At 39.5% G+C, this 15,572-nt stretch carries 10 protein-coding genes; 2 read left to right on the top strand and 8 right to left on the bottom strand.

What is annotated here, in order from left to right; genetic code table 11:
- Nucleotides 1-66 precede the first annotated feature (66 nt).
- The 6 genes from ACSVH6_RS04625 to ACSVH6_RS04600 form a co-directional block, all read right to left on the bottom strand.
- Complete coding sequence (locus ACSVH6_RS04625; protein ID WP_438076045.1) at nucleotides 67-1,101, bottom strand: PorP/SprF family type IX secretion system membrane protein; 1,035 nt, start codon at nucleotides 1,099-1,101, stop codon at nucleotides 67-69.
- Nucleotides 1,102-1,108: 7 nt separating this feature from the next.
- A complete protein-coding gene (locus ACSVH6_RS04620) occupies nucleotides 1,109-8,635 on the bottom strand; it encodes a PKD-like domain-containing protein (RefSeq protein ID WP_438076043.1) in 7,527 nt (2,508 codons plus the stop codon).
- A 120-nt stretch (nucleotides 8,636-8,755) separates the two neighbouring features.
- Nucleotides 8,756-8,971: an HTH domain-containing protein gene (locus tag ACSVH6_RS04615; protein ID WP_438076041.1), complete on the bottom strand. Its 216-nt coding sequence runs from the start codon at nucleotides 8,969-8,971 to the stop codon at nucleotides 8,756-8,758.
- 124 nt (nucleotides 8,972-9,095) lie between these two features.
- The gene (locus ACSVH6_RS04610; RefSeq protein WP_438076040.1) at nucleotides 9,096-9,770 is read right to left on the bottom strand and encodes a response regulator; all 675 of its coding nucleotides are present in this window, start codon (nucleotides 9,768-9,770) and stop codon (nucleotides 9,096-9,098) included.
- Nucleotides 9,770-11,431, bottom strand: a complete 1,662-nt coding sequence (locus ACSVH6_RS04605; protein ID WP_438076038.1) for a tetratricopeptide repeat-containing sensor histidine kinase — start codon at nucleotides 11,429-11,431, stop codon at nucleotides 9,770-9,772. The genes ACSVH6_RS04610 and ACSVH6_RS04605 overlap by 1 nt, the downstream gene beginning before the upstream one ends.
- 49 nt (nucleotides 11,432-11,480) lie before the next feature.
- Nucleotides 11,481-11,642 (bottom strand): hypothetical protein, encoded by a 162-nt coding sequence (locus ACSVH6_RS04600; protein ID WP_438076036.1) that lies wholly within the window; start codon nucleotides 11,640-11,642, stop codon nucleotides 11,481-11,483.
- A gap of 335 nt (nucleotides 11,643-11,977) precedes the next feature.
- On the opposite strand from ACSVH6_RS04600, the gene ACSVH6_RS04595 reads away from it, so the two are divergent.
- A complete protein-coding gene (locus tag ACSVH6_RS04595) occupies nucleotides 11,978-12,814 on the top strand; it encodes a hypothetical protein (RefSeq protein ID WP_438076034.1) in 837 nt (278 codons plus the stop codon).
- Between the two features lie 19 nt (nucleotides 12,815-12,833).
- Here the strand turns inward: ACSVH6_RS04595 and ACSVH6_RS04590 are convergent, their stop codons facing one another.
- On the bottom strand, nucleotides 12,834-13,892 hold the full coding sequence (locus ACSVH6_RS04590; protein ID WP_438076033.1) for an HNH endonuclease domain-containing protein: 1,059 nt from the start codon (nucleotides 13,890-13,892) through the stop codon (nucleotides 12,834-12,836).
- A 138-nt stretch (nucleotides 13,893-14,030) separates the two neighbouring features.
- On the opposite strand from ACSVH6_RS04590, the gene ACSVH6_RS04585 reads away from it, so the two are divergent.
- Nucleotides 14,031-14,432, top strand: coding sequence for a hypothetical protein (locus ACSVH6_RS04585; RefSeq protein WP_438076031.1), 402 nt, complete (start codon nucleotides 14,031-14,033; stop codon nucleotides 14,430-14,432).
- A 123-nt stretch (nucleotides 14,433-14,555) separates the two neighbouring features.
- Here ACSVH6_RS04585 and ACSVH6_RS04580 read toward each other — a convergent pair whose 3' ends face one another.
- The gene (locus ACSVH6_RS04580; RefSeq protein WP_438076029.1) at nucleotides 14,556-15,275 is read right to left on the bottom strand and encodes a hypothetical protein; all 720 of its coding nucleotides are present in this window, start codon (nucleotides 15,273-15,275) and stop codon (nucleotides 14,556-14,558) included.
- Nucleotides 15,276-15,572 lie beyond the last annotated feature (297 nt).

The following is a 15,572-nucleotide window of genomic DNA, read 5'->3' as shown; positions in this document are numbered from 1 at the left end:
GAAAACCGTAAAGCACAAAAAAACCATCCCGTGGGATGGTTGGTATCAGGTCTTTAAAAAAGAAAGTTAATGGGTATACCCCGCTTCGCCGTTACGTTTCAGTTTAACTTTGTAATTATCACAACGATTACAGGTATGGTTAGACTGCCACGTCAAAGAAAGTTCGTGTACTCCTTGAGTATGCCCCATCTTCGAAGTATTTAAATCATAGGAATATCCAAAAGTAAACTCTCCTAACTTCATCGAAATAACCGGATTGACTGAAGTAATGAAATGACTGTTACCGCTTTTTCGCTCGGGATTTGTGGCAGCAATTACACCAAAAGAAAACATAGGCATTTCCATTACCCCTCCAATATCCAATCTGTTATATTGGGATTGGCGCATATAGTTAAACGTAAATAATACATCCGAATCATCCGGCAGAAAACTCAGAGGAGCACGATCCAAAGTCAAATAATAACCGCCGTGGATACTCAAAAACATATCCAAAGGGACATTTCCGGTTTCGGTGAAAGAGATGTCCGGACGATTAATGTGTTTTAAAGAGGCTCCAAACCAGGCATCTTCTTTATCAATAACTACACCTACAGAGAAATCCCAAAAATCAATTTTATCATTACTGTGCAACACACCGGGGTCAATACTTCCACCGCTGATAGACCCGTCATTGATGTTAATTTGATCTTCCAGGAGTAAATTCCCGAAATTAAAATTTTTTCGACCGTAACCGCCTTCCAATCCCAACCGCAACCGCCAATCATAATCGAGTTCAACACGGTAAGAAACGGCGCCGTTCAATTGAAAATAATTGTAATTCGTAAACTCTTCATGATGATTTAAAATCGTTCCGCCTACGGCCAATTGATCGGTCACCATATTATTGGCATAACCATAACGGGTATCCATACGACGGTTACCATCAGGCCATTGTCTGCGGTTTAATATTCCGGCATTCCAGGCGTTAGCAATACCGGTAAAAGCAGGATTAAGAGTTTCGGGAACCAACATGTATTGGGTAAAAACAGGATCTTGCGCCTTGGCTTCAACAAAAGCGATAAGGGTCAGTGTACACAAAAACACTCGTAATTTAGAATTCATAAGGTGTTTATTTGATTAATACGAATGTTTGATTGGAATTGACTATTTGACCATAGAAGGTTTCGGCACTCACCTTACTGTAATAGTTGCCGTTTTCAGCATCAAACCCTTTGATCTTTCCATTCCACCCTACCAAAACATCTCCCGTTTCCGAGTAGATTAAGGAACCCCAGGTATCATAAATATCCAGTTTAATATTCTTTAAGGCTTTGGTTACCGGACGGTAAGTATCATTTACAGTATCATTATTCGGCGTGAAAGCAGTAGGAACGACAAGCACATACCCTTTTTCTATGAGGAGGCTTATGGTTTGCACATAAACACAGCCAAAAGGATAAGTCACCGTTTGCGTTACAATGTAATCTTTAGGGATGAGATAAGTATGCACCGGATTCAATTCAGAAGAAAAAGTACCATCGCCAAAATCCCATATTACCGATTCATAATCACCGGTAACGGTACTTTGAAACTGAATAGGATCTCCTATCGCATAAATACCATAAGTGATGTAACCATAAGAAGTAGTGTCAAATGACGGATAACCAAGTACCGGTGTATCCACATTAACGGTGTAAGTAGCTGTACAAGCATTTGAATCCGTTACGGTCAGCAATACCGTCCCATTAGCATTGGTGTGCATAATCTCATGATTCGCCCCACTGACTACACCGCTTGACCACTGGAATTGGTAGGGCGGAATCCCTCCGGAAGCCTGGGCGACAAAATTTTGATTGACGGAATGTGCCGCGCAATCAAAATCAGTTTGGGTAGTCACAGCAATAGCAAGAGGATCCTGTCTGACAATGGTATACTGCGCAGTCGCAATACAGCTGTTGGCATCAGTAACAGTTACCGCATAAGTCCCCGAAGTCAAATCAGTTAAGTCCTCCGTTGCAGCCCCGTTGGACCAAACATAAGTATATGGCATTGTCCCGCCGGCCACAACCAAATCGATAGCGCCACTGCTGGCATCAGTACAGTCAAAAGCGTTAATCAGATTGGAAGACACCACCAAGGCTTGTGGCTCTACTATGGTAAAAGTCCTGATGATATAGCATGGTGTCCCATCGGATATGGTAGCTGTGTAGGTACCCGGTCCTAAATTATTTCGGATAAGTCCGGCCGTACTGCCATCACTCCAGGTTAAAGCCACAGGAGCTATTCCTCCGGTAAGATTCAAATTAATACTACCATTATGGGCGCCATGACAGGTAATCTGGGTTACGATAGGATTCACCATAAAAACAGGAGCTTCCGGGATAACGATAGTAGCAGTCTTAATACAACCTACATTATCCGTCACCGTAATCGTGTAGTTCCCTGCTGATAAGTTGTCCTGATACAATGCCGTGGACAGATTACTCCATTGATAGGTATAAGGGGCATTCCCACCAGATAAAGTAACGGTCATGGAGGCATTATTAGCTCCGTAACAGGTAATGGGTGTCGTAGTATAGGTAATGACAATATCCGTTGATTGCGTTATAGTTACAATTAGATTTTTAGCACATCCGTTAAAATCGGTAACTGTAAGGTCATAAGTTCCCGCAAATAAATTGTTTATGTTTTGTGTATTGGCAGTAAACCCATTAGGGCCAGACCATACATAACTGTAATCTGAAGTCGTCGGATTAGGCGTTCCACCTATTATACTTACGTTAATAGCACCGGTAGCAGCACCATAACAAAGTACATTGGTTTGTGACACCAAACTCACTACTAATAAAGGTGGCTCTGTGATGGTAAAAGTCGCGGTTTTGGGACCACAATTATTAACATCAGTAACCGTAACCACATAAGTGCCCGGACTGAGATTTGAAAGATCTTCGGTAACCGCAAAAGGAGCTGTGTTTTTGGTCCAATTGTAAGTATAGGCTCCTGTGCCACCTGTAACGGTAATATCGATACTTCCGTTGCTGGCACTGTAACAGGTAATATCATTCTCACTATTGGTGGTAATTACGATATCTGCTGGTTCCGTAATGGTATAGGAATTGGAAAAAGGACAACCTCCGGCATCCGTAATGGTTACGGTGTAAATACCGGGTGACACACCGGAAATAGAGGTGGCTGAGGAGGTATACCCATTAGGTCCTATCCAACTTAATTGATAAGGCGTACCTGAACTGAAAGGAATACCTCCTGTGATATTGGTAGTAATAGAAGCCGTATTCACTCCAAAACAACTATTATTGGTGACCACTACATTGGGGTTTATGGAAGGATTGACAGTAACGGTTACCGTGAAAGGACTACCCGCACAGCTTCCTGCTATCGGTGTGACAGTATAAGTAACTGTGGCAGGACTTGTAGTCAAATTAACCAAAGTCTGACTGATACTGCTTTGTGATGTAGTTTCCGAGGAAGCACCCGTAACAGCCCCTGAAGGGTTGATAACCGGAGTCGTCCAAGTATAAGTAGTACCAGTCGGGATGATATTACCTGATGCAGTAGTCGGTGTAATTGTAAAAGCATTACTACTGCAAATAATAGTAGTTTCAGGAGCAATCACAGGATATTGGTTAATTATTACCTCAGCAGCATTAGTGGTAATTAAAGAACAGGAACCTACAAGGGTTGGAAAAGTAACTTCACAATAATAGTAAGAGGTACCCGCAGAAGTCGCCGGCGGATTATAAGTAGCTCCTGTAGCTCCTGAAATAGGTGTACCGCCACTATTAGAGTTCGTTGTATTGGAATACCATTGATAATTGGGTATACCGGATCCATTAGCATAGGTCAATGATAATGTAGTGGGCGTTGCCCCAAGACAAATGGTACTGGAGGGAGGTTGATTTACAACAGCAGGAGCCAGATTTACAGTAACGGCCGCAACAGCACTGGTTGCATTACAACCTGTACCACCTGGCTGAGTAATCATACAATAATAATACAATGTCCCGGCTATTGAGGTGGGGGGTGTATAAGTGCTGTTTGTTTCACCTGTCAATAATGTTCCTGAAGTTGTTGAATTAACTGTAGAGCTATACCACTGATAGGAATAAATGGTACCTATCCCCCCTGATGCGGCCACCGATAATGGCATAGCAGGCGAATTTTGACAAACGGTTTGTATCGCTTGGGGTTGAACGATTATAGTGGGGTCAGCAACAACATTCACTTCTGCTGGTGAGCTAATAACACTTCCGCAACCACCACTGCTGAAACTAATAACAACATAATAATAGTAATTTCCGGAAGTCGTATAAGCAGGTGGTGTATAACTTGCTGAGTTAGTACCCACTGCAGTACCTCCGGTCGTGGTATTAGTGGTATTACTGTACCATTGATAGGAAGCTGTTCCAACACCACCAATATAACTTACGGTTAACGCTCCTATACTACCACCCACACAAACACTTTGAACAGGACTTGGTTGTTGGTCTATCACAGGAGCAGGATTAATAGTAATAGTTGCCGTATTGGACGTAATATTGGTGCAACCTCCGGACGAAAAAGTGATAACACAATAAAAACTTGTCGTAACAGTATTGGTAGGTGTATATGCAGCAGCGGTTGCTCCTACTATAATACCGTTATCATCATACCATTGGTAACTGGCCGTACCTGTTCCGTTACTGTAAGCGATTGTTAATGGAGATAATGCAGTACCTGCACATACAATAGCCGACTGAGGTTGAGTGGTAATTACAGGCGAAGGTACTACCACAACGGTAGCTACCGAACTGGTAACTGAACAGCCCAATCCTGTTTGTGAAACAACACAATAATAATAAAAGGTCCCAACTGTAGTTGCCGGAGGAGAATAGGTATCGGTAGTGGCTCCGGTAATCAAAATACCACCGCTATTGGATGGGGTACCATTAGAATACCATTGATAAGAAAAAGTTCCGATTCCTCCATTTGCTGTAACTACTAAAGGAGTTGTAGCAGAACTTTGACATTGGGTTTGTGTTGCCAAAGGTTGAGCCGTAATGATCGGGTCTGCTACTACAGTTATTTGAGCTACCTGACTGGTAATGTTCCCGCAACCACTACCGTTTAAGCTAATCACCACATAATAGTAATAACTACCTGGGGTGCTGAATACCGGCGGAGTGTAACTGGCAGAATTGGTTCCTACCACTGTACCACCGGTAGTGGTATTAGTGGTATTACTGTACCATTGATAACTTGGAGTTCCGGTACCTCCCGAAAATGCAACCGTCAAGGGAGTTGGAATCGCTGCTCCAACACACAAACTTTGGTTGGGTAACGGTTGTTGGGTAACTACCGCCCCGGCATCGACTGTTACTGTAGCAACATTTGTTGTAACGACTGCACAGCTGCCTGTCAAGGCAGGGAATGAAACAACACAGTAATAATAAACGGTCCCTACCATCGTCCCGGGAGGTGTGAAGGTTGGATTGGTTTCACCACTCAACAAGGTACCGCCTGTAGTGGCATTAGAAGTATTGCTGTACCATTGATAGGTCGGTGTTCCAACACCATTAGTATAGGTCAGCGATAATGTTGTAGGGATACCTCCTGAACAAACAGTACTCGATACTGGTTGATTTTGAATTGTTGGCGAGGCGTTGACAATAACTTGGGCAAAAGAACTGGTAACAGCGCAACCTAACCCGGTTTGACCAATGATACAAAAATAATATTTGGTCCCAACTGCTGTGGTAAGAGGTGTATATGTAGCATTAACAGCGCTGGGAATTAATGTGGCCCCACTGGTAGATGCTGAACTATTGGAATACCATTGATAACTAAAAGAACCTACTCCTCCTGAAGCAACAACAGTTAAAGCGGAGGCTGTAGCATTTTGACATAACGTTTGAGTGGCCAAAGGTTGTGTTGTTAGTATAGGATCTGCAACAACTACAATTTCTGCGGCCGAACTGGTAACTGAACCGCAACCATTACCACTCAAACTGATAACAACGTAATAATAGTAAGTCCCGGCTGTAGTAAAAGCAGCCGGTGTGTAAGTTGCCGCATTGGTTCCTACCATAGTGCCTCCGGTAGTAGCACTAGTCGTATTACTGTACCATTGATAAGTAGCTGTACCCACCCCACCAATATAAGCCACTGATAAAGCAGGAATACTACCTCCGACACAAATATTTTGGGTAGTTAAAGGTTGCGTGGTAATCGTAGGCAATGGATTCACAGTCACAGTAGCAACATTGGTTGTTAGATTGGAACACCCTCCCGATGACAAGGATAAAACACAATAATAGTAAAGGGTACCGGCTGTGGTTGCCGGTGGATTATAGGTAGCATTCGTGGCTCCCGGAATCAAAGTCCCCCCACTTGTACTGTTACTCGTGTTTGAATACCATTGGTAAGCCGGTACAACAGAAGAACTGTTAAGTGTTACCGTTAAAGGGGTCGGACTGCCTCCCAAACAAACAGAACTTGAAGCAGGTTGAGTGGTTATGGTAGGAGCCGGATTAACTGTGATTACATAATTCACAGGAGTTCCTGAACAAGTCCCTATAGTTGGTGTAATAACATAAGTAACAGTTCCGGGACTCGTATTGGTAGTTGTAATAGTCTGAACCGGTATCGTATTTGAGGTTCCTGATGAGGTATATCCACTAACACCGGCGGTAGCAGAAGCCGTCCAACTAAACGTTGTTCCTGTCGGATTGGCGGTTAAGTTCACCAAAGTAGTTGTTGAACCGGAGCAGATAGTTTGACCTAAGCTGGCATTAGTAATTACCGGGGCGGTGTTTACTGTAAAAGTTTGTGTAGCGGTATTGGAGGGACCACATTCATTCGTTACCACTAAAGATACCGTGTAAGGACCACCGGCAGGATAATTTATGATACCGGGGTTAGCGGCAGTGGAGCTTGAGGGCGTACCACCGGGAAAGCTCCAGGCATAAGTTAACGTTCCTCCGCTTGGAGCACAGTTAGTGACTGTAGCATTAGGTGTTATTGAAGCACTTCCACAGGTATTACTGATGGCCGCTAAACTCACTGTCGGAGGTTTTTTAACCGTGACGGTTTGAGTAGTATTAAAACTGCCACAGGAATTCGTTACCGTTAATTTGATGGTATAAGTCCCTGGCTCAGTAAAAGTATAAGAGGCATTGGCTGTAGTCTGATCAGGAATAGTCGGTGCAGTAGTTCCGCAATAAGCGGTTGCATAAGTAACGTGCCAAAGATATGTTGGTGGTGTACATGAATTAGTGATACTCGTATTATTAGTTGCGGTTACTGCAACTGGTGTGCAGCCAGTAATTGTATTTAAATTGAATTGCGGTGTTAATGGAGCTTCAACACAAATATTTTTAGTTTTCTGATCTACTCCACACCTATTACCAATTTTCATCGTAATCGAATAATTCCCTGGAGTCAAAAACGTCAGACAAATACTGCTTGTACCACCTGTCCATGAATTTGTATTGGATGATCCAAAGTCATTTCCCAAACTACCACTTGTAACATTAAAACCTGTATTTGGAACTATTGTCCATATTATTTTAGGAGCTGTACAGCCTGACGATGAAGCAGCATCTCCTCCTGTAGAGGTATTTGTCAAACATATTTGGCTATTAGTACATTTCGTAATTTGAGGGAGATTGAAATCCGCAACAGGAGGAGTTGATATTCTTATTGGAACAACTGTAGCAGATGATTGGTCACACGGATTTAAAGCAATAATACTTGCATAGAAAGAATTCTGATATGTTGAACCAACAGTACTTGTCACATTACAACTGCTAATTAAAAAATTATGAGTAATACTTGAAGGCGGTGGATGATTATAAATTGTTGGTGGGGAACCATCATTGAAAGTGACAGTATATGTTGTTCCTGGTGGATTATTTTCTGTCCCTGTAATTGGAAATGTCAATGCAGATGTAATACATACATCTGTATTTCCTGGATTACCAAGTCCAACTGCAGGATTATTGCCTACAAATACTTTATACGTTTTAGAAACATTACAACCATTTTGTGCTGTTATTGTATAAACCATTGTCCATAATCCCACAGCATAACTGTGGGTGACAGTATTCCAACTTGTGGCAGTAAAATTTGGTGAACCATCTCCCCAACTAATAGAGTAGTTAGTATTTGTAATTAAAGTCGTTGATGCATTGAAAAAATCAATATCAGTTGTTTGATTGCTGCATATTTTAAAGACAGGAAAACCATTAAAACTATCAGCCGTTGCACTAGAATTTAAATTTGCATTAGCCTGAAAATTTACAGTTATAATTGCACTCCCCGAAACACTAATTGGTGTAGGTGGTGGTGAAGAATCAGTAACACTAACCAAAGTATAAGTAAATGTTCCTGCCATTCCTGTAGGAGCAGACAATGTTACAGTGCTGTTAGTGCCGGTAGTTGAAATAGTTTGATTTCCCGGAGTACCTGTAACGGTATAAGTAAAAGTGTAAGGAGCAACTCCCCCACTACCCGTAAAAGTAATCAACGGACTTGCCGAGTTTTGACACACAGTGGTAGTTCCTGTTATAGTTGCAGTAGCTGCTACCGCCTTTTTTTCACTCGCATATCCAAAATGCAACCCTAGTAGCAATAAAAAGACAATATAAATCTGTTTCATAAGGTATTTTTATGATTATCATATTCTTAAATTATAAGCTTTGGGGAGCAATGTAAAGTTGATAAGCTGGTTTTAACCTAACTTATCACACAAAAGTAAGTAATTAATTTATTTTAATTACTACCCCCGGAAATTCAATTCGCATTCCCGCTCATAGCAATAGTTTTTGTTTAGTGAATCGTAGACAATGGGGGCATTCAATTCAGTTTTCATAAAAGTAATATAGTTGTACACGGTACGAACAGAAAGTCCCAACCTATCAGCCAACGCCTCCGAATTACCGGCACGCTTGGCTAACAAAAGTTCGTGTATTTTTATGATTACTCTTATGTCCAAAACAGTACAATTTTAACCCATAGGTCTGCAACCAAAATGCAGTACTACCATTTTATAAACTTAGGAGTAAATAAGAATTGTTTAATACGGAAAACCGTAAAGAGTATAATAATAAAACGCTGGGTTACGCTATACCAAGATCTTTGGCAATGGCAATGAGATGCACCGTATTACTGGCTTTAAAATAATCTTTAAGCTTGCTGATTCGCTTTTCAATAGAACTTTTACTGGAGGGCGTAATACCCAGTTCTTTAAACTTCAATTCCATTTCATCTTGTGATACACCCATGGCCAATTGTTTGATAAGCTGCACATCAAAATCATCAATCTCACGGCTTATAGTATCTTTAAAGATGTATTGTAAATTAGGTGAAATGTATGTACCGGTTGTCGTACCAATACAATCTATTGCTTTTTTCAGTTGTTCAATACTGTTACGCCCTTTGTGTACAAAGGCATTAATTTGCAGATTTTCAAACAATGATTTAATTCTGAAAGTCTTGTCTTCGACAGAGTAGACGATTATTTTTAATTCAGGTTGTATTTTTCTGATGGCTGCGATAGCTTCTTCTCCTGTTCTCAAGAGTACATCTCGATGATCAGCCTCAAAAGACAGATCACATACAAACAAATCATAAGGCATACCATCCAATATCGCTTTTTTTACTTTAAGTAATGCATCGTCACAATATTTAACATGTTCAATATGAACGATTCCCAATTGCTTTAGTGTTTGTACAACAGCAATATTTATACTATCGATATCTTCAGCAATTAATATTTTATTGTATTTGCTCATTAGTACGGAATTGTAATAGTTACACGAAACCCCTTGGTTGATTCTGATTCAAAAATAACAGTTCCTCTAATAGTATGAATACGGTTTTCCACATTTTGCAATCCTTTTTTAGAGACTGCCTGCCACTTGATGCCTTGACCATTATCAGAATAACGCACTTCAACTTTTCTGCCCTTAGGCGTAAAGCTGATTATTACTAAAGAACACTGACTGTGTTTTTTCATATTCACCATTAGTTCCTGTAGTACCCTGTACAATGCAATTTTTGACTCTTTTTTAAGTTTATTCCAATCAATCGCTTGACTGTTATTTATTATGACACTCACTTTATCACTGTTAAAACTATTGAGTAAATCAAGTAATGATTTGTGAAAAGCCATATCAGTAGATATTTCACTGTTCTGTTGTGAAATATTTCGGGTTCTGGTATAAATATTATCCAAATTATCAAGTAAAATTTCTCTTTTCTCCGGGTGCTGTAAATCTTGAGTCTCAACATAACTCATGGTCTGAAAAATATCATTAGCCAATTCATCATGAATCTTTTTGGCAATACGTGTTTCGGTATCATAAACTAATCGTTTAAGCTTCCGTCTGTTTTGAAACCGGAGGTAAACAAAAATCAGAATAGTACCCAAAACAGAGATAATTCCAATTGTTATTGTTAGTCTCTTAATCTTTTCTTTAGCTTCAATAGCTTTTTTTGAATCGTATTTAACCTTAGCAAATGCGTTTCTGGCATTTTGCTTCTTTTTGATGATTTCATCATTTAGAGTAAAATAGAGATTATAGTATTTTTTTAACTGCACCCCATCAGAATTCTTTATTAGAAGATCCAACGCTTCTAATTTATCCTCCGGATTATTAACCCTTGTTGCTGCATTTAATGCTTTTTTAGCAAATTCTAATGATAGTTTGGGATTACTTGCTCGAAAAAAGGTTGAAAAATGTATAAAAGAAGGTATACTTTCAAAATCATTCTTAAGACTATCCCGAATATGAAGTGATTGTGAAAGATAAATATACGCCTCAGGTTTATTCAGATTGAAATATGCAAATCCCAAATTATCTGAAACTTTAGCATAATTTACTGCATTTTGTCGCAAAACGGTATTGGAAAGCAAAGGTTCTAACTCTTCTGCTGCTTTTTTATAATCTTTTTTTTCAAGATAAACCACTGCAATATTGTTTTTAATAATAAGTTTATCCGTTTCAGTATTGGCACTCTGAAAAGCCTTTTGATAATACCAAAGCGCATTATTAAAATCTTCTTTCTCCTGAAAATTAATTCCTAAACAATTATAAATATAGACCTTATATACGGAATCTTTACATGCTTCAAAGTAATTAAACGCTTCCGTAGCAGTTGCTTCACTTTCTAAATAATCACCATTAATTCGGTAAATCTCTGCCAATTTACCTAGGGTATATATATGTTTTTCAGGTTGATCATTACAGATAAATGCTTTTGAATCAGTATAGTATTTAAATGCTTGTTCATATTGCTGCTTTTCAAAACAAATTTCAGCTAAATCAACAACTGAATCATAAGCTCTTTTTTTGATATCTTGGTCCTTGATAATTTTATCACAAGATCCCAAACAAAAACAAAACAGCAGTAGAAAAATAAAAATCGGGAAATGTACTTTTTTTCGTAACATTCCCCGAAATTATAGAATTTAATTAAACAGAAAAATTATTTTCATTTAATTAAGGTCTGGGTGGGTTCGTTGGACCGGTTTGTCCACCCGTTTCATTATCAGCATGCACATTTTGAGATGGGGCAGCCGCATCAGCAACAGAATCGGTTGTACAAGAAGTCATCATCACAGATGACAGGATAAAAAACGAAAATATAATAACTTTTTTCATGGTATTGTTTGTTAAAAATTTGACATAGTTGTGGCTATTCGGGACTTTCCCGAAGCCATGACAAGAGCATTTTGCTGTCATCAGTTTTGAGTACTCGAAATATTTTTGGGAAGTGAAGCGGGCAGATACAGAACCGTTTTGGTATACTTCCCGAATACGTATTCAGTTCTGTAGAGCCACACTTTTTTAGAAGTAGTTTTGTACATTTGTCCTAATCGCGAATCAGGGCAAGAACTAATTCTGAGACAAAGGAATGCTGGTTTTGTCTAGGTTTGAACAAGGAATTCCGGTATTTCCGATGTTTCCCGATTATTCCCGAAAAATCCTGACCACCCATGAAACAAAATGACTTAGAAGCCTATAAAAAGGCCATTAAACAACAGTATCAAAAAGAAAAAGAAGGAATCTATTCGGGATTTTTATTGCAGCCAAGCAGAGCTAATTTGAGAAGACTTTGTGTAGAGCGATTGAAAAACAATCAGCATCAGGATGACCTGACAACCTTTAAGGTATTTTTTGGATTTGAATTTGGAGAGGGAATCATGAATAAACTCCAGGCAGAAACAGACCGGTTTCGTGCAATTGAAAACTTTATAAAAGGAAAAACGGATACCAATGATTTAGAAAGCATCAATCTATTGGCCATTTTAGTAGATTACACACCAAGACCGTTCCTGAAATTTGCGAAACAGGGAAACCGTGAGGAAAAGGAATCAGAAGTAATAGTGAAGAGACAGGAAGAAATTACACAGGTTGAAAAACCATTAGCTGTAATAGATCGAAAGAAGAAATCAAAAAAAAATATTTTTTACGCATTCATAGCAGCTATAGGATTATTCACAATGGCTTATACTACAAAAGACATTGTCTTTCCAAAAAAAGAATGCATGCAATGGCAAGAAGACCATTATGAAATCATGACATGTGATAGTCAAATTAACAGTCGCTTTTCAGAAAGTTCCATTATTCCCATCGATGAATCTATAATGGAATTAAAAAAAATAAAAGTCTCTGATACAACTACTTTTTTTGAAGGTGGTAAAGCGAAAATTTGGTATTGTAAAGTGGATGGAGTTCCTGAATATTTTGATGGCCCGGGATTTCACCCGATAACCGGTAAAGCGCTTAGACCAATCACAAACTACATGATAAACAAATATGTAAAAAAATAAATATTAGGTACTGTATAAGTTACAGATACCCAAACCCATTGTTATGCGCAATCGTAACTAGCGGCTGTATCTCTTCCTTAAACCTACCATAATCAAATTGGTCTACACTATTCAGTTCCGGGAACAAAGTCAAATATTCTTCCAGTAGCTTATTCCTGGAGTTATAATGGTGTACAATCTCAAATGCCTGTTTTTGCAACCTATAAAATCCGTCAAAATGGGCATCCATGCTCGGCAGCTTATCACTCTTGGTCGAGTTAAAACCTTTATCAATCGGCACAAGGTTCCAAATCAAATCATGCGATACAAAAGCATGAGGCACAAAATGGTCTAAGGCATAGCGATCAATCGTCAAAGGGGTATTGGTAAAAATACAATCCACACTACCCAATTCTTTAAAGAATATATCCCAATAGTTTTTGCGCTGGTTGGTAAGCGAACCCCTGAAAGGCGGTCGGATGAGCTTATTGGCTATATCCGGTACATTCGGGTTGCGCACCTGCAAAAATAGGGTCAGGTTCCAATAAATAAAGTCTTTCAGCACCTTGGCATTAGCTTGTAAATAGGTAACCCATTTGGGGTTAATTATGATATGGTCATCATACAAAGCATACAAACAATCATTTTCAAACGTTTGGGAAGAAGCATAAATCCGCTTGCGGTAAGCCGCATCATTTTCGCTGACAGTCTTACCAAACCAGGGTGACAAAAACCAATGCGGTACATTTTTATTAAAATGCTGTAAAGTTTGCTGCGTACTTTTCAAAGAAGAGTTTTCCAATACCGCCAGCAAGTTGCTTTTTTTAAGGTCAATCGTCAATCCCTCCTGCTCCAACACAGTTTGTACAGCCTGTTGTATCAAATCCTGTTTCCCAAACGAAACATGAAAATAGTTCACGGTATACCAAGGATTCGCTATCATCCGGGCAAACAACTTCCGCTTCGGTATAGTAGTCTCCCCCTCTTCCACCAACTCAACAATACCCAACAACCAATAAAACTTATACGTCGCCGAAGTATTGCCAAAGGATGCCGCTAATTTTGATACAGGAAGTTGTTCAGAATTAGGTAAATTCATAAAATAAGATTAGACAACCAAATATAAAGATTATCATGCGAAACAATTCTCTAAATATTTTAAAAATGCTATTTTAATAAGCTAAAATACCGAAAATCATTTCGTAAATTTATACTGTTCATCTAAAAATATAACATCATGAAAATCAAAGATCCGGAGCTTGATAAACTTGAAAGAGAAGCAAGGGCTATAACAAGATATTTAGATTCATCAAATTGTTTAGCATGTAGCGAAAATGAAGCAACCTATTTGATGAGTGGCCATGCAACAGAGTTGATAGATAAAGTAGTAATTCATGCAACTTTCCCAGAAAATAAGTGTGTGAAAATTTACGGAGTCGTTGCAAAAGAAAGAGTAAATGGTAGATACTGTTGGGTATACGCACATTATGATTATCGCCTTTGGAAATGTCATAGCATACCCTATGCATATGAAATAGCACAAAAGGTACGCGAACGTGTAAAAATTGAACAAAAAATACACAGACTTAACAGACGATTAGCATCTAACCATAAATTACCCGCAATAAGCAATAACTAGTAAAAGAAAATTATGGATACAGAAAGTGTCCTATCAATTAAAAAAATAAAACTCCCCTAATGCAGGGGAGTTTTATTTTTAAAAACAAGAAGTAATTTTCGCTGATACTTCCAAAAATCGTATTTAAGTATTCTCAACAATCCCGGTAACCAAAGCCCGCATAATCGCTTCTTCACTGCTAACTCCGGCTCCGTCTATAGCGGCTGTGATATTACCCACAAGCAGTGTCCAGTCCGGGTCAGTGTTTTTCTTGGGCTTCTTCTTTTTGGCATAAACAGTATGCCGCGCTATCGAGGCAGTCGTCAGGATAATCTTTTTATCCCGTTCAGTAAAAGTAGCACTGCGCAAAACGCTGTCTTCATAAGCCACGATATAAGTATAAATAGGATCATAAGTATCCTCCTTGGCAGTCAGTGACAGTAGCGAACCGACAAAATCAGTCAGACTGCTCTTAGCGGCTGTAGTGTTCAGGGTCGCATCGATGGTAGTGGCCAAACAGGCCTCCGGCTGCGATACTATGGAAGCAACACGGTCCGATGCGGTAAACACATAAGGCACTCCCTTGGTCAGAGCCAAAAAGGACGGAGTGGCATTGGCAATTTCGGTACTCTGCGTAATGATACCGGTCAGAGTAAAAGGGCGCAGTTCCCCCTGGTAATAAGCCGTCAGCAGTTCATAATAAACCTGCCCCGTAGCATCATACGGATTGGTTGGGGAAATGGGGATGGTATCCAAAGTCGTACCTGCCAGACGTTGCGTACTGCCGGTGAATCCCTCCTCAGAGGAAGTGTTACACGAAATAAAAAAGGAGCATAAAATAAAACAGAATGAGAATTGTTTCATGAATAAGGATTGTTAAAAAAATGAATACTGATTGTGGGTACATCAGTTCATTTCACCCGGGCTAATCTGAACAGTTTTTGGGAATCGCTTCCCGTTGAATTCAGGGCAAAACTAAGAGCCACAGCCAGGCCTCGCAAACCCTCCGCCTTCCCATTCCCGAATAGGAAGTAACAAATTCCCGAATTAACCACCACCCTGAGGAACTAAAACCCAAGCCCTCAAATCATTGCAGATAGTGATTCTTTTTTCGCACTGAATATCCGATTTGAACATCACAGAGAGGATATTTTTTAATAT

Origin of the sequence: Flavobacterium sp. XGLA_31, from assembly GCF_051547105.1 — a bacterium.
GTDB lineage: Bacteria > Bacteroidota > Bacteroidia > Flavobacteriales > Flavobacteriaceae > Flavobacterium.
The sequence above is the reverse complement of the archived record's forward strand: the minus strand, read 5'-3'. Positions and strand labels throughout refer to the sequence as shown.